Here is a 20,170-nt window from a genome sequence, read left to right as displayed (position 1 = left end):
CTCCTTTTTGCTGAGGGTAGCCACGGTTTTGCATCGCAATGAATGCATTTTTCGCCACGGGATGTCGATAAATCGCACATTTGAGGCCCAGAACCGCCCAAGATGAGAATCAGACCAAGGGGAGGCCGCAAAGATGACATATGTGATCCGCTACCAGATGCTGATTGAGGGCGCGTGGGTGGACGCCTCGGATGGTGGGGCCTTTGACAGTGTGAACCCGGCGACAGGGCAGGTCTGGTCCCGCGTGCCAGAAGCGACCGAGGCAGATGTGGACCGTGCCGTGCGCAGTGCGCATGAGGCGTTTCTGAAAGGTCCGTGGTCAAAAATGACCCCGACCGAGCGCGGCAAATGCCTGCGCCGTCTGGCCGAATTGCTGGCGGATAAGTCCGAAGAGTTGGGTCGCACGGAAACCATCGACACCGGTAAGATGCTGAAGGAAACGCGCTGGCAGGCCAAGTACATCGCCGAGTTTTTCCAGTTCTACGCAGGCTGCGCCGACAAGATTTCGGGTGAGACCCTGCCCATCGACAAACCCGATCTGTTTGTCTTCACCAAGCGGGAACCCCTTGGCGTGGTGGCCGCCGTGGTGCCATGGAACAGCCAGCTTTTCCTTGTGGCGGTCAAGATTGGCCCGGCCCTGGCGGCGGGCAACACCGTGGTTTTGAAAGCGTCCGAACATGCCAGCGCCGCCATGCTGGAATTCGGCAAGTTGATTGAAGAGGCGGGGTTTCCCCCCGGCGTGGTCAACATCGTCACCGGGCATGGCGATCCCTGCGGTCGGGCGCTAACCAGTCACAAGCTGGTGTCGCGGATTTCCTTCACTGGCGGGCCGGGGGCGGCGCGTCATGTGCTGGACAATTCCAAGAACAACTTTGCCGAGGTCAGTCTTGAGCTGGGCGGCAAGTCCCCGTTTATCGTCTTTGACGACGCCAATATCGAAAGTGCCGTGAACGCCTCGATCGCGGGGATTTTTGGGGCGACGGGGCAAAGCTGTGTCGCGGGCTCGCGGCTTTATCTGCATGAGGACATCGCCGATGAATTCCTTGAGCGGATGGTGGCGCAGGCCAAGGCGATTGAGATTGGCGATCCGTTGCTGGACGCAACCCAGATGGGCCCGCTATGCACCACGGGGCAGCGCGATCATATCGAGGCCGAGATTGCCCATGCTGTTGAAGAGGGGGCCGAAATCTTGTCCGGAGGCAAGCGCCCCGAGGGGATGGAGGGCCTGTTCTTTGAGCCGACCATCCTGGCCTGTCCACGGCAGGATTTGCGCATCGTGGATACCGAATTGTTTGGGCCGGTCCTCTGCGTACAGCGCTTCAAGACCGAGGAAGAGGTGATAGAGCTGGCTAATGATACCGAGCATGGATTAGCGGCGGGGATTTTCACCCGCGACAGCGCGCGCTCTTTGCGGATGGCCGATGCGGTGCGCGCCGGGATCGTCTGGGTCAATACCTATCGTGTCGTCTCTCCGATTGCGGAATTTGGCGGCATCAAAGGGTCGGGTTATGGGCGCGAAAGCGGGTTTCAGGCAATGTATGACTATACCCGCCCCAAGACGGTCTGGATGAATACATCCGATGCGCCGATGGCCAATCCGTTTGTGATGCGTTGAGAGGGGAACAGAGATGAAATTCCAACTGGCAATCAATCTGGAGCGCATGGATGCAAGCACGGATATGCGGGCTGTGCGCGATCATACGCTTGATATGGTGCGCATGGCCGAGCAGGGCGGGTTTGGCATTGTCTGGGCCGCCGAGCATCACGCGCTGGAAATGACCATCGCGCCCAACCCGTTCCAGATCCTGACCTGGTGGGCGGAACATACCAGCACGATCCGCCTGGGCACTGCTGTGGCCACGGCGGCGTATTGGCACCCGATCAACCTGGCTGGTGAGGCGGCGTTTCTGGACCTGCTGAGTGACGGGCGGTTGGAATTTGGCATCGGCTCGGGCGCGTATCAGCGCGAATTTGACCGGATGCGCGCGGGGCTGAAACAGCCCGATGCCTGGCGCTACATGCAGGAAATGCTGCCGGCGGTGCGTGCGCTTTGGCAGGGGGATTATGCCCATGATGGCGAATTCTGGCAGTTTCCAACCTCCACCTCTTGCCCCAAACCGGTGCAAAACGAGGTGCCTGTCTGGGTCGCGGCACGCTCGCCCATCACATATGACTACGCGTTGCGGGAGAAATGCCATGTGATGAGCTGGCCATTGACGCGACCGTTTTCGGAGGCCGAGCTTTACAAAAAGCATCTGGATGAAGCGATTGCCAAGGCCGACAACGGCTTCTCGCCGATCTTTGCCATGATGCGCCACACGGCGGTTTACGACAACGCCGCGGATCGCCAGCGGGCTTTGGACGCTATCCGCCTTGTGCTGGGCCAGTTCGAGAACCTGTTCCGCAATGCGGGTGACGTGCATAACGGTTTCCCCAAGCAAATCCCGCTGGATCAGTTGGACGGGCGCGAACAATATGATCCAGCCATGTTGGAGGAGAATCTGCTGTTCGGAAGTCCGGATGAGGTGATTGAAAAACTAAAAAGATATCAGGCGCTTGGCGTAGATGAGTTTATCTACTACGCCTCGATGGGTCTTGATCTGGAGGCGCAGAAACGGTCCATGGAATTGTTCTGTGACCGGGTCATGCCCGCGTTCCAATAAGGAGAAACAGATGTCAGACGATGTGAAAGTGGTCCGCAATGGCCACGTGCTTGAGGTGACGTTGGATCGCCCCAAGGTGAACGCCATTGATGTGCCCACCAGTCAGGCGCTGGCGGCCGCGTTTCAGGAATTGCATGAGGACAAAGAGCTGCGCTGTGCCATCCTGACCGGCGGGGGCGAAAAGATCTTCTCGGCCGGATGGGACCTCAAGGCGCTGAACGATGGCGAGATGCAGCTTGATAACTGGTGGGAGGCCGATGAATACGGGTTTGGCGGCTTTACCGGGCTGACGGAAAACTGGGCGCTGAACAAACCGGTGATCGCCGCGATCAACGGGCTTGCCATTGGCGGCGGGTTTGAGATGGCCATGGCCTGTGATCTGCTGATCGCGGCCGATCATGTGGAGTTCGGCCTGCCGGAAATGCCGCTTGGCATCGTGCCGGACGCTGGCGCGCTGCAACGGCTGCCGCGCCGCATCCCGCATAACATCGCGATGGAAATGTTCCTGCTGGGCCGCCGGATGAGCGCCGAAGAGGCGGCGCATTATGGGTTGGTCAACAAGGTCGTGCCCAAAGCCGACCTGATGGATGCCGCCCGCGAATGGGCCGCGTCAATCGCGTGGTCCGCTCCGCTGGCGATGCAATCGGTTAAGGAAGTGCAGCGTGAGATCGAATGCCATCCCCTGCAAGCCGCCTTTCACAAGATGCGCACCGATCCGATGCCGACCTATCGCAAGATGCTGAAATCCGATGACGCCGCCGAAGGGGTGGCCGCCTTTGTCGAAAAGCGCGAACCAAATTTCAAAGGTGAATGATGTATCCTGACCCACATGCCGTTCGCCGCATCACCTCGCTGGGCGCCGGGCCCATTGGCGGGGGTTGGGCCGCTCATTTTCTGGCACGCGGTTATGACGTCACCGCCTATATCCATGACGCGGCGGAACGTTCGGCCTTTGACGCCATCCTCGACACGGCGTGGATCAGCCTGACGGCCCTTGGGCTGGCCCCCGGTGCTGCGCGTGACCGTTTGACCGTGACAACTGATCTGGAAACGGCGCTGGACGGGGCGCAATTCGTACAGGAAAGCGCCCCGGAGCGCTTGGACATCAAACAGGCGCTTTATGAAAAGATGGGCGCGGTGCTACCCGACGATGTGGTGATCGGTTCATCCACGTCGGGCCTGACCATGACCGAGATCCAAGCCACATGCCCCACGCCGGGGCGCTGTGTGATCGGGCATCCGTTCAACCCGCCTTACTTGCTGCCGTTGGTCGAAATCGTCGGCGGCAAACAGACCGATCCGGCAGCGGTTGACTGGGCTGCGTCCTTCTACGAGGTCGCGGGCAAGGCCCCGTTGGTGATGAAAAAGGAAATACCCGGTTTTGTGGCCACGCGCCTGCAAGAGGCCCTGTGGCGCGAGGCGTTGCATATGGTGGCGGCGGGCGAGGCGACGCCTGAGGATATCGACAATGCGCTGATCAACGGCCCGGCCCCGCGCATGGCGGTGCAGGGGCAATGTATGGCCTTCCACGTCGCCTGCGGCGCTGGCGGTATGGCCACCAATCTGGATCAGTTTGGTCCGGCGCTGAAATGGCCCTGGACTCGGCTTGAGGCCCCTGAACTGACGCAGGAATTGCGCGACCGGATGGTTGATGGCTGTAACGCCATGGCAGGCACGCGCCCGTTTGAAGAGATGGCCGCCGAGCGGGATGCGCAGATCGTTGCGGTGCTTAACGCGCTGCGTCAGGCACATTAGGCGCGCCTTGCGCCTGTTTGAGCGTGTCCAGATAGGCCGATAATGTGCCGGGCCAATCCGGCGCTTCCTTGTTGTCGGGCCAGGCCTGGCGGTATTCCCGTGGGCGGCGGTCAAAGCATTTTCGGAACGAATAGGCGAAATGCGATAGCGAGTTGAAGCCTGATGCGGTGGCGATCTCGCGCACGCCCAGATCGGTTGAGATCAGCAGGACGCGCGCATGTTGCAGCCGCAGCAGCAGGCCAAACTGTACCACGCTGCACCCGACGGCGCGTTTGAATTGGCGTTCCAGCTGGCGCTGTGACAATCCCACGCGTTTGGCCAGCTCTGGTACAGGCACCGGTTCGCTGAGGTTCTGATCCATCACCTCGACGGCGTCGGCCACGCTTTGCGGCAGCTCGTCCAATCCACGCCCCAAACTCTTGCGCTGCGGGGCCAGCGGATCGCGCACCGGATGATGCAGGATATTGTCAGAAATCTCACCCACCAGCGCATCGCCATGATCCTGCCGGATCAGGTGCAGCATGAAATCGAGACCTGCGGTGGAGCCCGCACAGGTCATCACGCGCCCGTCGATGGTAAACAGTTGTTCGGTCCCAAGAATATCGGGGAAAAGCTCTTGAAAGCCAGGGAGATAGGCCCAGTGCACCGTCGCCTGACGCTTGGCCAATAACCCGGCGCGGGCAAACACATAGGGGGCCATTTCAACCGCGCATTGGCGGATGCCTTGCCGGTCGGCGCGGCGTAGCCACGATAACAGTTTGGGATCGTTGTGATGCTCGGCCCCCCAACTGCCGATCAGCAGCACAAGATCATCCGGCCCCAGTTTCTCGGGCAGGCCCTCGCACATCACCGAGGTGCCATTGCTTGCCGTGACCTCACCCGGCTCGGCGGCGCAGGTGACGGTGTCATACAGCGTACCGGAGGAGAGGTAGTTGGCAATGCGCACCGGCTCCATCAGGCTGATCAGGCTCATCATGTTAAAGCGGGGCAACAGGATGGCGACGATTCGAGCCGCCGGGCGGCTTTGCGCTGTGGGTGAAATCATGGTGAATATCCCGCTGGATAGGAACCGTCGAAGTCAGACTATCCGCCATCATAAGTCAATAACTGGCGAATAATCGACACTTTTCTAAGGTGCCCATCGCAAACTGGGCAAGTCTGGCAGGAGAGTGTTGAGATGAATTTTGAAGTGATCGTTACATGCGCCGTCACCGGTGCCGGTGATACCGTTGGCAAAAGCCCGCACATCCCGGTCACCCCGCAAGAGGTTGCCGATGCCGCGATTGAAGCGGCTAAGGCAGGCGCGGCCATTGCTCATCTGCATGTGCGTGACCCGGAAACCGGGAAAGGATCGCGCGATCCGGCTCTGTTCAAAGAGGCCGTTGATATCGTCCGCGCCAGCGACACGGATGTCGTGATCAACCTCACCGCCGGGATGGGTGGTGATTGGGTGCCTTCGGCAGATGATCCATCGCTGCCTGGGCCGGGGACTGACATGATCGGCCCGGAAGAGAGGCTGGCCCATATCAAGGAATGCCTGCCCGAGATTTGTTCGCTGGATTGTGGAACGCTGAATTTCGGCAATGGGGATGAGATTTACATTTCCACCCCGCCGACCTTGCGGCGCATGGCCCAACTGACGCAAGAATGGGGCGTGAAGCCCGAGCTTGAGGTGTTTGATCTGGGCCATATCCGGTTTGCCAAGGCCATGGTCGAGGAAGGGCTGATTGATGCGCCACCCATGTTCCAGCTGTGCCTTGGCATTCCGTGGGGCGCGGATCAGACGGTTGAGACGATGGCGGCGATGAAAGCGCAGCTTCCGACCGGGGCTAGCTGGGCCAGTTTTGGGATCAGCCGGATGCAGATGCCCATGGCCGCGGCGGCCATCACCCTTGGCGGTAATGTGCGCGTAGGGCTGGAAGACAACATCTGGCTGGATCGCGGGGTGCCTGCCACGAATGGACAGCTTGTGGCCCGCGTGGTCGAGATTATCGAGCGGATGGGCGGACGTGCCCTGACGCCGCAAGAAGCGCGCAACAAGCTGGGCCTGCGGGGGGCGGATGCATGAATTTCGCCGTCAGTCACGAGAATGAGCTGCTGTTAAGCACAGTGCGCGCCTTTCTGGAGGCCGAGATTTATCCGCATGAGGACGAGGTGGATCGATTGGGCGAGGTTCCCGAAGAGTTGGGCCGGCAGATCGAGATGCGGTCAAAGGAGTTGGGCCTTTATGCTTGCAATCTGCCCGAAGAAGTGGGTGGTGGTGGTCTGAGCACGTCCGCCCAGCACCTGATCGAGCGTGAGTACGGTAAGGCGACCCACGCGCTGCACAGCTGGGCCGCGCGCCCTACGGAAATCCTGCTCGCCTGCGAAGGCGATCAACGCGCACGGTATCTGCTCCCTTGTGTGACAGGCGAAAAACGCGAACTGTTTGCCCTGACTGAACCCGAGGCCGGTTCGGACGCGATGGGGATGAAAACCAATGCCCGGCGCGATGGTGATGATTGGATTCTGAACGGCTCCAAACATTTCATTTCCGGCCCCTGTATGCCTGATTTCGCGATTGTTTTTGCCGCCACGGGTGAGGACGAGACACCACGCAAGCCGCGCAAACGGGTCACCGCCTTTCTGGTGGATGTGGGTCTGCCGGGGTTTGACTGCCGCGAAGGCACAAAATCGGTCAGCTATCGTGGCTACAAGACCTATCAGTTCAGCTTTGAGGATGTACGCCTTGGCCCCGATCAGATTCTTGGCGAAGAGGGGCGTGGCTTTGAGGTCGCCAACCAGTGGCTCAGCATGGGGCGCATTTGGGTTGGGGCCAGTTGCTGTGGCAAGGCCGAGCGCATCCTTGAGATGATGACTGATTGGGCCGCCACTCGCCGCCAATTTGGCAAACCCATTGGGCAATTTCAGGCCACAGGTTTCCGGCTAGCCGATGGGGCAATGACACTGCGCGCAGCTGATCTGATGGTCACGGACGCTGTGCGGCGGCACGAGGCGGGCCATATGTCGGATCAGGATGCGGCGATGGTCAAGGTGTTCTGCTCGGAAATGCTGGGCAAGGTCGCGGATGATGCGGTGCAGGTGCATGGCGGCATGGGGCTGATGGAAGAGCTGCCGATTCAGCGCCTGTGGCGCGACAGCCGTCTTGAGCGGATCTGGGATGGCACCTCGGAAATCCAGCGCCATATCATCACCCGCTCAATGCTGCGCCCGCTTGGCGCATGACCCCGGCCAAGCGCCAGAATTTCGAGCGTCTGCTCACCCCCCGTCACATCGCGTTCGTCGGGGGCGCAGATGCCGCCGTCGCGATTGGCGAGGCCCGCCGCGCCGGGTTTGGTGGGCAGATGTGGGTGGTCAATCCCAAACGTGATCAGATTGGCGGTATCGCCTGCCTGCCTGATCTTGCCGCCCTTCCCGAACCGCCCGATGCTGTGTTTCTGGCTATTCCGGCGCCGCATGTTCCCGACGCCATCGCGACGCTGCGCGATATGGGGGCTGGGGGCATCGTCTGTTACTCTGCGGGCTTCAGCGAAGCACATGAAGACGGGGCCGCGCTGGAGGCTCAGCTAAAGGCAAATCTGGGCGACATGGTTTTGATTGGCCCCAACTGCTATGGCCTGATCAATTATGTGGGCGGCTCAGCCCTTTGGCCCTTTGCCCATGGCGGCAGCTGCCCCGGGCATGGCGCGGCGATTATCACCCAGTCGGGCATGTTCTCGTCCGACATCACGATGAGCCAACGTTCATTGCCCCTTGCCTACATGGCCTCGGCAGGCAATCAGGCCGATTTGGGTCTGACGGAATTCGTGGATCTGATGTGCGAGCGTCCCGAGGTGCGCGCCATCGGCCTTCACATCGAAGGGCTTGCCGATATCCCGGCTTTTGAGCGCGCGGCGCTGAAAGCCTTGCGCGCCGGAACGCCCATCGTTGCCCTGAAGACGGGCCATTCTGCCATTGGCGAAAGCCTTACGATCAGTCACACGGGCTCTCTCGCCGGATCGGATGTACTCTATCAGGCGTTGTTTGAGCGCGTCGGCGTGATCAGCGTGACCAACCCGGCGCAGTTTCTTGAAACATTGAAGTATCTTTGCATCGCCGGTGCCCCCGAAGGCCATGACGTGATGGGCTTCACCTGTTCCGGCGGTGGGGCAACAATGCTGGCAGATCATGGCGAGGTGATCGGGCTGAGCTATCCCAGCCCGGATGACGCCACCCGTCACAGGCTGGAGATGCACCTGCCGCCGATCGCCACGGTTTCCAATCCGTTGGACTACACCACTCCGATCTGGGGTCAGCCAAAGAGAACCGCGCCAGTCTTTGCCGAGGCCCTGAACCATATCCTGGCTCAGTCAACGGTGCTTGTGCAGGACTACCCGGCCAAAGGGCTTGATGAGACCGAACAGCTTTATCTGAATGACGCCATGGCCTTTGCAAAGGCGGCGCAGGCCGCCGGTTTGCCTGCTGCGATCTGCGCAACGATTCCGGAAAACATGGGGCAGCATATCCGCGAGGCATTTATCGCCGAAGGCATCGCGCCCATGCAGGGCATTCACGAAACCCTGAATGCGATCCGCGATGCCGCTTGGTGGCGGGATCGTCAACGCCGTATACTAGTCGCGCCACCTAACCCGCTTTTGTCCGCGCCCGACTTCGCGGATCCGCATTTGCTGAACGAAGCCGACGCCAAGCGAATGCTGCATGACGCAGGCATTCCCGTGCCCAAATATGCCGAGGCCGATGACGATACGCTGGTTGATGCGGCGCGCGCCGTGGGATTCCCGGTTGCCCTCAAAATGATGGGGCCTGAACTGACCCATAAGACAGAGGCTGGTGCCGTCGCGCTTAATCTCAACAACGCAGAGGTGGTAAAGAATGCCGCCAAAGAGATGCGCACCCGTGTCGCGGCATTCTCAGAGACTGCGGTAACGGACAGCTTTCTGATTGAGGCCATGGCACCACCGCCCTTGGCCGAGCTTCTTGTGACGCTCCGCAATGACCCGCAATTTGGATTGGCCATGACATTGGGCAGTGGGGGTGTCTTGGTTGAACTTGTGGGGGATACACAAACCCTGCTTCTTCCCGCGACGGCCAAAGACGTCGCCAACGCATTGCAGGCTTTGCGAGTCTCGAAACTGCTGAACGGCTTCCGTGGCAAACCGGCCGTCAATGCTGAGACATTGATCGACGCCATTATGAAGCTGGCGCAGTTCGCCACCAAGCACGTCAAGTACATCGCCGAAATTGAGATCAACCCGCTCTTTGTCTACGAGGATAGAGTTCTGGCTGTGGACTGCCTGATGCACAGTTTGAGATACCCCAACGCCAGATGAGGTTTATGTACTTGGATTTCCTTATGAACGAAATTCCAACCAAACTTACACGTGCGGCAAAAGTCTGCTTTCCACCCTTGGTGCTTATCGCAGTGGCCGCCAAGCTCTTAAAGCAGCCGTTGGAGCCGGTGCGGCGATCGGCAGCAAAGTCTAAGCGGAGCTGCCATTTACATCAGTTGCCACGAATGGCTGCAAGGCGGGACGAACCGGTCGTTGAGGTCTCCGGGATAGATGGCTGCTTTTGGTAAATGCTTGCGCCGACAAGTTGTCCGGTGGCACATGGCCTCGAAATTGGCAGATTGCATTCTTGCTAAAAAATGAGGGTACCAACTCGCTGTTGTCTTCTGCGCCCAGACTACACGATGCTAGCGGACCAGCACAGCGGCAAGCACAAAGTCCTTAAGGCTGCTCACGATCTTGCGCATTGGAATTTCCCCCAAGACACTTCTGTAGGCGCTTCCCTCAATCACAGACAAAAGCAGCTGAGCGCCTTCATCTGCCGAAGGCATCACGCGAAAGTCGCCTTCAACCGCACCACGGGTCAACATCCTGGCCAGCGCATCGATCAACTCTTGACGGTTCTCCAAGAACAGCGTTGCGATGTCAGGCTGTCGCAGTGCTTCATTCGTGATTTCGATGCTCAAGATCACGTTTTCCGGCTTTGCAAGATATTTGGCATAGGCCGCCACAAACTGGCCCAAGATTTTGGGGGCCGGTGACGATTTGCGCAGCGTTTTCAGAAAAGGCTTCATCTCGTTGCGCTCAAGCATCGCAATTTCGACCAAGACGTCATGCTTGCCGGGAAAGTGGTTGTAGAGATTGCCCAGACTCACATCTGCCCGTTTGGCGATGTCTCGTACGCCGGTCTGATGATAGCCCTGCTCAAGAAAACACATGACCGCCGCATCCAAAATGTGGCGGCGCCGTCTGGCCGTTGTCTTTTCCCTAGATAGTTTCTGAGGCTTGTCGATATCAGTCATTTCCCAATTATATCTTGAACGAACGATCGTTCATAATATATGGCAAATAGCCACCTGCTGCAAGGCGCAGATTGATTCTTTCATTGGTGAGGGATGCAGATAATGACGTCAAAAAATGCTCAGACAGGGCCATCGCCAATCCGCAGGTGGCTCTGGATCGGGTTATCGCTGATCATCCTTCTGACCGTGCTTGGGCTGTTGTTCGAAACCGAAGACACAGCGGATGTGGAAAAAACCGATGCTGCCCCGCCCGCACCACTGGTCTCTGTTGTCATTGTCGAGGCACATTCCTCTCAGGCAGAATTGTCTGCTTTTGCCGAGCTACGGCCGCGGTGGGATGCAGAGCTGCGATCTGCGGTGACAGGGCGGATTGTCCTGGTGGAGGACAGCGCGCTGGCTGGGGCAAAGGTTGATAAAGACGATCTGTTATTCTCGATCGAAAAAACGCAATACGAAGCAGCTGTTGCATTGGCTGAGCTAGAGCTTGAACAAGCCAAGTTCGAAATGTTGCGCGCGCGCAACAATGCCTCTGTCGCGTTAAAGCAATTCGAGCGGGACGGCCTGGAACCGCCAACCGAGCTCGCCATTCAATTACCTCAGTTGCGGATCGCAGAAAAGAACGTTGCCTCCGCGAAAAGCCGACTTCGTTCAGCACAACGGGCTCTGGCAGACACCGATGTCCGGGCGCCGTTTTCAGGCTTTGTAACCAATCGACTGGCCAGTCTGGGTCAAACCATCAATCAAGGCGACCCGCTGGTACATTTGTCCGATGACAGCCGGTACGAGTTAACAGTTGAAATCAGCCAGTCAGACTGGGCATTGCTATCCCACCCGATCGAGGGTCAGACAGCATCCCTACAGCACCAAGACGGTCGGTTCCTTGGCCATGCACAAATCGCCCGCAGTGGCAGTTTTCTGGATCGGGAAACGCGACAAAGACAAGTCTTCCTGGATGTCACCGAACCGGCTGAAAGTGTTTTGGCAGGTGATTTCCTGAAGGTCATTCTCCCGGGGCGCGCCGTGCCCAACACGGTGACGATACCGGAAAGTGCTTTGACCCGTTCGGGCCATGTCTGGATTGTCAATGAAGGTGACTTGCTGGAACGATTGACGCCGAAAGTCGTGTTTCGGTCGGGAAACACGGTGACCATTGCCGCGCCAGACACGGAGGGGCCATGGCGTGTTGCGCAAACCCCGCTTGCCTCCTTTCTTCCCGGGCAGCGTGTGACGCCGAAACCAGCGGGGAGTTAAGCCATGCATGTCTTGACCTCCTGGTTCCTGCGCAACCCGGTTGCGGCCAATCTGATGATGGCCTTGATCCTATTCCTAGGTGTGCAAACACTCCTGAACATCCGCATCGAGGGCTTCCCGCGCATCCCGCCGGAAAGCGTTCAGATCACCATTGAATATCCCAATTCGACCGCGCAGCAGGTGGATGAGCTTGTCACTCAAAAGGTGGAACAGGCGCTTGAAGGGGTCGCGGGCGTTCGCAGCGTCACATCGCAGTCGGTGAACGGCCAGAGTGCCATTACCGTGCGCCGTGCCGGCGGGCAGAAGCTACAGGCAGTGCTTGATCGGGTGCGCATCCGCGTCGACGGGATCACCGACCTGCCAGATGAAGCCCGTCGCCCGGTGATCGAGGCCTCCGGTTATGATTTCCCGGCGCTGTATGTAAACCTGCACGGGGATACCGATCCGGCCACGTTACAGACCCTGGCGCAGCGCCTGAAAGAGGAACTCCTGGCCCAGCCAGAGCTGTCCCGGCTGCAGATCTGGGGCCTGATCCCCCGCGAAATGCGCATTGAGATAGATCCGCAACGCTTGCGCCAATACGGGCTGAATGTCTCGGATGTGGCGGCGGCTATCCGGGGAAACTCGGTGACGTTCCAAGCGGGTGAACTGCGCACGGAAGGCGGCACAATTTTCCTGCGTGCTGATGATCGCGCGCGATATGCCCCGGAATATGCGAGGCTGCCCATCATCGAACGGGCAGATGGATCCAAGGTGCCGCTGGCAGATCTGGCCACAATCAAGGACACGTTTCTTGACGGGGATTTCCTCTTTCGCCTGAACGGCAATCCGACGGTTGGCATGGAAATCCTTGTGGGTCAGAAGGAAAACCTGCTGGAGATCAGCGAGGTCGTGCGCGAGACGGTAAAGTCCTTCAGCCGACAGCTGCCCCCTAATATAGAAGCCGAAATCTGGGGCGACAGCGCGGGCTACATTGGGGATCGACTGGCGCTTTTGCAGTCAAACGGTGTGCAAGGATTGATCCTTGTCATCCTCATCCTGTCGATCTTCCTGAATGTACGACTCGCCTTTTGGGTGGCAATGGGCATCCCAATTTCGGTCATGGGAGCCATTGCCGTATCTGGATCGAAATGGATTGATTACTCTCTCAACGATGTCACCACCTTTGGGCTGATCATCGCACTTGGCATTCTTGTGGATGATGCCGTTGTTGTGGGCGAAAGCGTCTTTGAGGAGCGCAGCAAGGAAAAAGACCCGATCAAGGGCACTGAACGCGGGGTTGAACGGGTGGCGGTCGCCACGGTGTTTGGCGTGCTCACGACCATCGCCGCGTTCTTCCCGATGCTCCTGATCGATAACGCTTTGGGAAAGGTCTTGGCGGGTTTCTCCGGAATCGTGATCCTGGCGCTGATCTTCTCTTTGATCGAAAGCAAGTTCATCCTGCCGTCGCATTTGGCTCATGTGCCGCTTCACAGTGAACGCCGCTATCTGCTCACACGAATTTGGGGTGGGGTGCAGGACATGGCGCAGGGTGGTCTGATGTGGTTTCGTGACCGCATTTATCAGCCAGTCTTGATTGCCTCTGTGCGTCAACGTTATTCGGTTTTGATCCTGTTTTTCGCTGCGGCCCTGTTGGGGCTCGGCCTGATGTATCAGGGCAAAATCAGAACTGTGTTCTTTCCCGAAGTGCCCGGGCAGTTGATCACCGTCAATCTTGAGATGGACCCACGCGCGCCATTCTCGCTCACCCGCGACAACGTCAACCGGATTGAGGATATCGGCGATCAACTGAGCACGGAATGGGGCGAATGGGTTGGTATGGAAGCCCCACCCGTCCAGACCTTTTTCACCATTATCGAACACGCGGGCAGTGCTCAGATTTATGCCGAGATGCTGCCCGTTGCGCAGCGGCCTGAGGTGCCAATTCTGGATTTTGTTTGGGAATGGCGCAACCGCGTGGGGGCTGTCGAAGGGGTGACTGAGATGGAGTTCACCGCCGCGGAACAGTTGGCTGGCGGTTTCCAGATTCGGCTCATGTCGAAAGACGAAGACCTGTTGCAGGCCGCCAGCGCGGAAATGCAGGCCTTTCTGTCGGATATCGAAGGTGTCAGCAATATCCGCGACAGCCTTGTCGGAGGTCAGCCAGAGTTGCGGGTACGCCTGCGTCCCGAGGCGCGCAATCTCGGATTTACCGCCGAGACACTGGCCAGCCAGATCGGGTATGGGTTCGGCGGTGCCGAGGTGACGCGCCTGCGCCGGGATGGATCAGAGTTGAAAGTGATCGTCCAGAATGCCCGCGATAGCCGCGATACTATTCATGACCTGATGCAGACCCGTTTGCGGAGCGCCACAGGCGCATGGGTGCCGTTGAACACGGTGGCCGAGGTTGTGGGCACCTATGCCGCAGGCGCCATCTATCGCCGCGATGGTCAACGCATGAACGTCATCTCGGCAACGGTCAATCGCAACCGTGTCGCACCCGAAGAGATAGGTCAGGCCATCTTTGAGCAACTCGTGCCAGAACTGAACGACAGATATCCAAGCGTCAAGATCATTGCAGCAGGTGAATTGGAAGAAATGGGCGAAATACAGGGCGGGTTGATCAATGCCCTGATCCTCGCAGCTGTCCTTATCTATGTGCTGATGGCTGTGCCGCTCAAAAGCTATTGGCAGCCCTTCGTGATCCTCGCCATCGTGCCCTTTGGGTTTATTGCCGCTGCCGTTGGCCATCTCATTATGGGCGTGTCCTTATCCTTGTTTTCCTTCTTTGGCATGCTCGCGCTGACTGGGGTGATCGTGAATGACAGCTTGGTCATGATCACGCGCTACAATCAGGCGCGCGAGGAAGGCACCACATTGGACCAGGCGCTGCAACAGGCTGGTGTCGGGCGGTTCAGGGCCATCTTTCTGACAACGGCGACAACAGTGATCGGCCTTCTTCCACTGCTGACCGAGACGTCCGAACAGGCTCAGTACCTGATCCCGGCGGCCGTATCTTTGGCCTTTGGGGAGCTTTTTGGTACGGCCCTGATGCTAATCCTGGTGCCTGTATTGATTGCCATCGCCGAGGACATCATTGCGCTTTTCCGCCCCGCCCCGGCCAACACTTCCAGCCAAAGGACCTGCCCATGATCGGAAAACTGTGTCTGACCACGTTTACTGCCATTGGCCTTGCGACGCCCACGGTTGCCGAAGGGCTTCGTATCGCCGTTGATGGGGTGCGCAACGGGAACGGAAACGTTCTGATTCTGGTGTTTGACAATGCTGACGCATTTGAAAGCCTGAACGTCTGGAAAGCGGTAGAGTATGCCGCGGTTCCGGCCCGGCTAGGCCAGATCCGACATCAGTTCGATCAGCTTCAAAAGGGTCCTTACGCGGTGTTCCTGTTTCATGACGAGAATAACGACGAGGATCTGAACACAAACGATACACGGCTGCTGGAAGGGATCGGTGCATCCGGTGCGCCCAACCGCGACGATGAACCGGATTTCGCGGCCGCCTCGGTCTGGCCGGGGGACGTCGCGCTCCGAATTCATTACGATCAGTAACCCGTCATGTTGGAGAATCAGAAACTGGCAATTGGCACGCTCTTGCGTGTCTTTCGATAGCGCATCGGGCTGACCTGGTTACTGATCCTTGGCGAGACAAGCCTTATGGCGTTGGTCCCGTTGTTCATCGGGTTTGCCATTGACGAGCTTTTGGCGGGGCAGCATGACGCTTTCATGGAGCTTGCCGTGATCCTATTGGCGCTTGTGGTGCTGAGCGTGGTCCGGCGGATGTATGATACACGGGTCTATGGCACGATGCGGGTTGAGTTTGGCAAGGCGCAGGCCGCGCGATCATCTGAACTTGCGATCTCTGCGCTGAATGCACGGCTGGGTATGGGGCGTGAACTGGTCGATTTTCTTGAAGACTTGTTGCCACAGGCTATGGCCGCGGCCCTGCAATTCGTGATTTCAATCATCATCCTTTATGCGTTTTCACCCATGCTGGCCCTGGCCGGTGGCGTGGCACTGATCAGCATGGCGGTGATCTACTCGCTGTTTCACGGCAGGTTCTACCGGCTGAACGGTGCCCTCAACCAACAATCGGAACTGCAAGTCAGCACACTTGAACGACGCCGGACTCTACCGACGCTGGCGCATCTGCTCAGGCTGCGCCGATACGAAGTCAAACTCTCGGACACCGAGGCTATCCTTTACGGCGCTATTTTTGTCGTCCTGCTTGGTCTCATCCTTTTTAATTTGTGGTTCACGACAGTCGAACTTGATGTGACGTCAGGAACCATCTTTTCCGTTGTCAGTTATTCCTGGGAATTCGCAGAAGCCGCCCTTGCCCTGCCAATTACATTGCAGTCTTGGACACGCCTGTCCGAGATCACCCGACGGCTAAACGGCGTGTAAAACTATTGCAACGAAAACGCCGCGAATTTCTTTATGCAGTTAGCGTCATAGACGGTGTGACTCTACTGGAACAGAGCTCTTCTCATATGGATGAACAACCGTTTCTTGCTCTTCACGGCCATCAGAGACAGTGCAGCATCGTTCCGGTAAAGCTGAGGTTTGGCCGTGAGCGGCCCAAAGCGGACATTCGGCTCCCTCCAAATTCGCTCGACCGGCTTTCTGAAAGCCGTCATTCGTGCAGAGCGCAGCATTTTCGGAAACGTACTTTACGTGTACCTATATTGCACCCCATTCCAAACCAAACCTTCCAAGATACTTCCGCAGCCTATCCGCATCGTTCTGGGTCTTGCGTTTACTGCGCGACACGGCAAACAGGGCGCGCCCGGCAGCGCTTAGGCTTGGAGACTTGCGGCAGGTCCGGATCACTTCTGCCAGTTGCACAAGATCAAACGGGTCAACGTCAGACACCGCGTCACCCATCACGTCTGCAACCAGCTTGAAATCATCATTGGACTGGGCCGATTTCCAATCCGCTTGAAGCGTTTCGATTTCGGTCGCGACCATCGCTCGCGTAATCCGCCCGCGTGGTGCAAGCGTGCACAAACGACGGATCGAGCCCGAAAAGTCGCGGAAGTTTCCCGGCCAGTGAGTTGCCGGGTCTTTGGCAAATGCCAGATATTGCGTGCGGGCAACGGAATTGAAACCGACATGGGTGCCCAGATCCCGTTCACAGCGATCCAGTTCATACAGCAGGTTTGCCTCGATATCCTCGCTTCGATTGCGCAGCGCGGGCAAGGTGAAACTCCAAGTGTTCAACCGGGCCAACAGATCGGGGCGAAACTGCCCTGAAGCTGTCATGCTTCGCAGGTCGCGGTTGGCCCCGGCGATCAAGTGAAACCGGCTTGAGATTTCGTGATCGGAACCCAATGGGTAGAACCGCCCGGTCTCGATGGCATGCAGAAGAACCGACTGCATGTTGGGGCTCAGTTCGTCCACATCATCCAGAAACAGGACGCCGCCATCGGCCTCGCGCAGCAAGCCGCTTCGCTCGGTCCCCGCAGCGCCATGAAAAGAACGACGCTGGCCAAACAACGTTGCCATGGCATCGGGTCCGTTCAATGTCGCGCAGTTCACATGGACCAGGCGGCCTTTGACGCGGCGCCGATCGAGTTTGAGGCTGTGAATGCGCTCGGCCAAAGCTGTCTTTCCCGTGCCGGTTTCTCCAAGCAGCAGGATAGGTTCGTCGGAATTGCTGGCGACCAGCTCAACCCGGTCGATCAGATCGTTATAAATCGCGTTGCGCGTTTCGATTCCCCCCTTCAACTGGTCACTGTGTTCTCGCGACAGTTGGTCGAAGCGCTGCTGAAGCGCGTTGTATCGGCTCAGGTCCAGATCAATGACATCGAATTTAGGCATGTCCTCATCCGGGCCGGGTGGACCGGTTTGGATCAAACGCGCAGGAACGTAGCGGCTTTCCGTCAGCAGGAACCAACAAATCTGTGCCACATGTGTTCCGGTGGTCAGATGCACATGGTACCGTTCGCGTTCATCGTCAAACCCATAGGACCGGGCGAAGTCGAACAGTTTTCCATAGACCTCCTGAAAATCCCACGGGTCATTCAGGTCAAGTTGCTGAAGCAGCACTTCTGTCTCGGGTGATGCCTCCTCGATCTCGCGCTGAACCTGCTTGGCCAGACGATTGAACCGCATGTCGTAGAGGATTTCGAGTCGATCCACCTTGAAATGATCGTGGCTGACAAGGCTGGGCGTCGGTTTCCAACGCCTTTTCTTGCCCATATCCAACTGGGTTCCGAGAAAGCCAATGACCACATTCTTCATAGTATATCCAAATTTATAAATAGCGATACTATGAGATAGTATATATGTGTGCAAGAAAACTCAAACTCCATATTATTGATTTAATATCAAGAGGTTGTTTGATTTTATGATTTTCTTTCTGGTGAACCGAGCATCATGCCAAAACGTCCTCACCAAATATGAGGAACAGAAAAATGGCGAACAAATCCGTGTTTGCATCGATCAAAGGCCGGTTGCTGCCGAAGGCAACTGCAAAGAATGCCCACGCGGCGCCGGCCTACGCTTATTCCGATGCCCATGCCCTGGCGCAGGTCGCTGTTACCGGCACTTTCGGGGGCATGTTCTATCAGTCGCCGCAAGAGGAACTGGAATATGTTCTGGACGTGGCCGAATCCGTTGATCCGCGCTATCTGGCGCAGGCGGCAATCTATGCCCGCCGTTCGGGCTACATGAAGGATATGCCTGCAGTGTTGCTGGCTGTTCTGGCCCGGCGTGATCCGGCCCTGTTCCGTGCGGCTTTCGCCCATGTGGTCGATAACGGCAAGATGCTGCGTACCTTTGTGCAGGTTATCCGTTCCGGTCAAACCGGTCGTAAGTCACTGGGTTCTGCGCCGAAGGCTATGGTGCAGAACTGGCTGAACACCGCGTCTGATTGGGCGCTGCTGAACGCCAATATCGGGAACGACCCGTCATTGGCGGACGTGATCAAGATGGTGCATCCGAAACCGGCCTCAGCCGAGCGGGAGGCGCTGTTTGCCTGGATTGTTGGGCGGCCTTGCGATTTGGCACGGTTGCCACAGGCTGTGCAGGATTGGATGGCTTTCAAGGAAACCGGCAAAGGTCCGGTGCCTGACGTGCCGTTCCAGATGTTGACGCAGCTAGAGCTGTCCTCGGCCCATTGGGCGCGGATCGCACGTAAAGGCTCGTGGCAGATGGTGCGCCAGAACCTGAATACGTTTCAGCGTCACGGCGTTTTCGGCGTGACCAAGAACGTGGATCACGTGGCGGCATTGCTGCGCAACCCCGAGGCTATCGCCAAGGCACGTGCGTTTCCGTACCAGTTGATGGTGGCGACGCAGAACGTGAACAGCGAGATGCCGCGCGAGATCGTTGACGCCCTGCATGATGCGATGGAAATCGCCGCTGCGAACGTTCCGAAGGTCGCGGGTCAGGTGGTCGTGTGTCCGGACGTCTCCGGTTCCATGACCTGGGCTGTGACCGGGTATCGCCCGGGCGCGACCTCGGCCGTGCGTCACGTGGATGTAGCAGCCCTTGTGGCCGCGTCATTCCAGCGCGTGAACCGTGGGTGTCAGGTTCTGCCGTTCGACTTCGACGTGCGTGACGTACGTCTGGAGCCGCGCGATACGATCCTGACCAACGCCGAGCGTCTGGCCGCTCTGGCAGGTGGTGGAACAAACTGTTCCGCGCCGCTGAAGTGGCTGAACGATCGTGGTCGTGCACCGGATCTGGTGGTGTTCGTGTCTGACAACCAATCGTGGGTGGATGCCCGTGCTGGCGGTCAGGGAACGGCGATGTTGAAGGAATGGGAAGCGATCAAGCGTCGCAACCCAAAGGCCAAGCTGGTCTGCATCGACATCGCGCCATACGGGACCACGCAGGCTCAGACGCGTGAAGACGTGTTGAACGTGGGTGGCTTCTCGGATGCGGTCTTTGACCAGATCGCGGCGTTTGCCTCCGGTCAGACTGGCCCGGACCATTGGGTCGGCGAGATCGAGAAGATCGACGTATAGAAAAAGGGTCAGGCGGAATGCCTGTGGGACTACAGCTGTAACCTGTCACATGTCTCACAAACATACTTGTCCGCCTGACCCAATTGAACGGAGAACAAGAACCCTTCGGAAATGCGTGGGATACGTCACGCCTTGGTGAATACACCTTGTCGTTTAAAGGAACGTAAGTCGCCGTTGCGGCCCGTACGCCGAGACATGAATGGAAAGGAAATATTTGGC

General features: G+C 58.2%; 15 protein-coding genes. 12 read left to right on the top strand and 3 right to left on the bottom strand.

Annotated features, from left to right (window positions below):
- The first annotated feature begins 133 nt into the window (after positions 1 to 133).
- The 4 genes from V6N02_RS09815 to V6N02_RS09800 are packed head-to-tail and all read left to right on the top strand — an operon-like array spanning position 134 to position 4,418.
- On the top strand, positions 134 to 1,615 hold the full coding sequence (locus V6N02_RS09815) for an aldehyde dehydrogenase (protein WP_371225401.1): 1,482 nt from the start codon (positions 134 to 136) through the stop codon (positions 1,613 to 1,615).
- 13 nt (positions 1,616 to 1,628) lie between these two features.
- Positions 1,629 to 2,663: an LLM class flavin-dependent oxidoreductase gene (locus V6N02_RS09810; RefSeq protein WP_371225400.1), complete on the top strand. Its 1,035-nt coding sequence runs from the start codon at positions 1,629 to 1,631 to the stop codon at positions 2,661 to 2,663.
- A 10-nt stretch (positions 2,664 to 2,673) separates the two neighbouring features.
- Positions 2,674 to 3,477 carry a carnitinyl-CoA dehydratase gene (locus V6N02_RS09805; RefSeq protein ID WP_371225399.1) on the top strand — a complete coding sequence of 268 codons (804 nt, stop codon included), beginning with the start codon at positions 2,674 to 2,676 and terminating at the stop codon, positions 3,475 to 3,477.
- The gene (locus V6N02_RS09800) at positions 3,474 to 4,418 is read left to right on the top strand and encodes a 3-hydroxyacyl-CoA dehydrogenase NAD-binding domain-containing protein (protein WP_371225398.1); all 945 of its coding nucleotides are present in this window, start codon (positions 3,474 to 3,476) and stop codon (positions 4,416 to 4,418) included. The genes V6N02_RS09805 and V6N02_RS09800 overlap by 4 nt, the downstream gene beginning before the upstream one ends.
- Here the strand turns inward: V6N02_RS09800 and V6N02_RS09795 are convergent.
- Positions 4,393 to 5,463: a GlxA family transcriptional regulator gene (locus tag V6N02_RS09795; RefSeq protein ID WP_371225396.1), complete on the bottom strand. Its 1,071-nt coding sequence runs from the start codon at positions 5,461 to 5,463 to the stop codon at positions 4,393 to 4,395. The genes V6N02_RS09800 and V6N02_RS09795 overlap by 26 nt on opposite strands.
- Before the next feature lie 132 nt (positions 5,464 to 5,595).
- On the opposite strand from V6N02_RS09795, the gene V6N02_RS09790 reads away from it, so the two are divergent.
- From V6N02_RS09790 to V6N02_RS09780, 3 genes are read left to right on the top strand one after another with little or no spacing between them, the layout of a single operon-like run.
- Complete coding sequence (locus V6N02_RS09790; RefSeq protein ID WP_371225395.1) at positions 5,596 to 6,486, top strand: beta-keto acid cleavage family enzyme; 891 nt, start codon at positions 5,596 to 5,598, stop codon at positions 6,484 to 6,486.
- Positions 6,483 to 7,643 carry an acyl-CoA dehydrogenase family protein gene (locus V6N02_RS09785; RefSeq protein ID WP_371225394.1) on the top strand — a complete coding sequence of 387 codons (1,161 nt, stop codon included), beginning with the start codon at positions 6,483 to 6,485 and terminating at the stop codon, positions 7,641 to 7,643. Before V6N02_RS09790 ends, V6N02_RS09785 begins: the two co-directional genes overlap by 4 nt.
- Positions 7,640 to 9,748, top strand: coding sequence for an acetate--CoA ligase family protein (locus V6N02_RS09780; protein WP_371225393.1), 2,109 nt, complete (start codon positions 7,640 to 7,642; stop codon positions 9,746 to 9,748). Before V6N02_RS09785 ends, V6N02_RS09780 begins: the two co-directional genes overlap by 4 nt.
- Positions 9,749 to 10,113: 365 nt before the next feature.
- Here V6N02_RS09780 and V6N02_RS09775 read toward each other — a convergent pair whose 3' ends face one another.
- On the bottom strand, positions 10,114 to 10,728 hold the full coding sequence (locus V6N02_RS09775; protein WP_371225392.1) for a TetR/AcrR family transcriptional regulator: 615 nt from the start codon (positions 10,726 to 10,728) through the stop codon (positions 10,114 to 10,116).
- A gap of 225 nt (positions 10,729 to 10,953) precedes the next feature.
- Here V6N02_RS09775 and V6N02_RS09770 point away from each other — a divergent pair, with 225 nt between their 5' ends.
- The 4 genes from V6N02_RS09770 (at position 10,954) to V6N02_RS09755 (ending at position 16,382) form a co-directional block, all read left to right on the top strand.
- Positions 10,954 to 11,979, top strand: coding sequence for an efflux RND transporter periplasmic adaptor subunit (locus V6N02_RS09770; protein ID WP_371225391.1), 1,026 nt, complete (start codon positions 10,954 to 10,956; stop codon positions 11,977 to 11,979).
- A gap of 3 nt (positions 11,980 to 11,982) precedes the next feature.
- Complete coding sequence (locus V6N02_RS09765) at positions 11,983 to 15,111, top strand: efflux RND transporter permease subunit (protein ID WP_371225390.1); 3,129 nt, start codon at positions 11,983 to 11,985, stop codon at positions 15,109 to 15,111.
- Positions 15,108 to 15,527, top strand: a complete 420-nt coding sequence (locus tag V6N02_RS09760) for a DUF2141 domain-containing protein (RefSeq protein ID WP_371225389.1) — start codon at positions 15,108 to 15,110, stop codon at positions 15,525 to 15,527. The genes V6N02_RS09765 and V6N02_RS09760 overlap by 4 nt, the downstream gene beginning before the upstream one ends.
- Before the next feature lie 63 nt (positions 15,528 to 15,590).
- Positions 15,591 to 16,382, top strand: coding sequence for an ABC transporter six-transmembrane domain-containing protein (locus V6N02_RS09755; RefSeq protein ID WP_371225836.1), 792 nt, complete (start codon positions 15,591 to 15,593; stop codon positions 16,380 to 16,382).
- Positions 16,383 to 16,658: 276 nt separating this feature from the next.
- Here V6N02_RS09755 and rtcR read toward each other — a convergent pair whose 3' ends face one another.
- The gene (gene rtcR / locus V6N02_RS09750; RefSeq protein WP_371225388.1) at positions 16,659 to 18,221 is read right to left on the bottom strand and encodes an RNA repair transcriptional activator RtcR; all 1,563 of its coding nucleotides are present in this window, start codon (positions 18,219 to 18,221) and stop codon (positions 16,659 to 16,661) included.
- Between the two features lie 173 nt (positions 18,222 to 18,394).
- On the opposite strand from rtcR, the gene V6N02_RS09745 reads away from it, so the two are divergent.
- Positions 18,395 to 19,951, top strand: coding sequence for a vWA domain-containing protein (locus V6N02_RS09745; RefSeq protein ID WP_371225387.1), 1,557 nt, complete (start codon positions 18,395 to 18,397; stop codon positions 19,949 to 19,951).
- Positions 19,952 to 20,170: the final 219 nt, after the last annotated feature.

This window comes from Roseovarius conchicola (genome assembly GCF_041403425.1).
Lineage (GTDB): Bacteria > Pseudomonadota > Alphaproteobacteria > Rhodobacterales > Rhodobacteraceae > Roseovarius > Roseovarius conchicola.
Note: the sequence above shows the minus strand (reverse complement) of the source record. Positions and strands in the feature narration are given on the sequence as shown.

Excerpts from the sequence above, each read along its gene's own strand:
- V6N02_RS09810 (WP_371225400.1), top strand. The coding sequence starts at position 1,629 with ATGAAATTCCAACTGGCAATCAATCTGGAGCGCATGGATGCAAGCACG.
- V6N02_RS09745 (WP_371225387.1), top strand. The coding sequence starts at position 18,395 with ATGGCGAACAAATCCGTGTTTGCATCGATCAAAGGCCGGTTGCTGCCG.
- V6N02_RS09775 (WP_371225392.1), bottom strand. The coding sequence starts at position 10,728 with ATGACTGATATCGACAAGCCTCAGAAACTATCTAGGGAAAAGACAACG.
- V6N02_RS09760 (WP_371225389.1), top strand. The coding sequence starts at position 15,108 with ATGATCGGAAAACTGTGTCTGACCACGTTTACTGCCATTGGCCTTGCG.
- V6N02_RS09790 (WP_371225395.1), top strand. The coding sequence starts at position 5,596 with ATGAATTTTGAAGTGATCGTTACATGCGCCGTCACCGGTGCCGGTGAT.
- V6N02_RS09780 (WP_371225393.1), top strand. The coding sequence starts at position 7,640 with ATGACCCCGGCCAAGCGCCAGAATTTCGAGCGTCTGCTCACCCCCCGT.
- rtcR (WP_371225388.1), bottom strand. The coding sequence starts at position 18,221 with ATGAAGAATGTGGTCATTGGCTTTCTCGGAACCCAGTTGGATATGGGC.
- V6N02_RS09795 (WP_371225396.1), bottom strand. The coding sequence starts at position 5,463 with ATGATTTCACCCACAGCGCAAAGCCGCCCGGCGGCTCGAATCGTCGCC.
- V6N02_RS09785 (WP_371225394.1), top strand. The coding sequence starts at position 6,483 with ATGAATTTCGCCGTCAGTCACGAGAATGAGCTGCTGTTAAGCACAGTG.
- V6N02_RS09805 (WP_371225399.1), top strand. The coding sequence starts at position 2,674 with ATGTCAGACGATGTGAAAGTGGTCCGCAATGGCCACGTGCTTGAGGTG.
- V6N02_RS09815 (WP_371225401.1), top strand. The coding sequence starts at position 134 with ATGACATATGTGATCCGCTACCAGATGCTGATTGAGGGCGCGTGGGTG.
- V6N02_RS09800 (WP_371225398.1), top strand. The coding sequence starts at position 3,474 with ATGATGTATCCTGACCCACATGCCGTTCGCCGCATCACCTCGCTGGGC.
- V6N02_RS09765 (WP_371225390.1), top strand. The coding sequence starts at position 11,983 with ATGCATGTCTTGACCTCCTGGTTCCTGCGCAACCCGGTTGCGGCCAAT.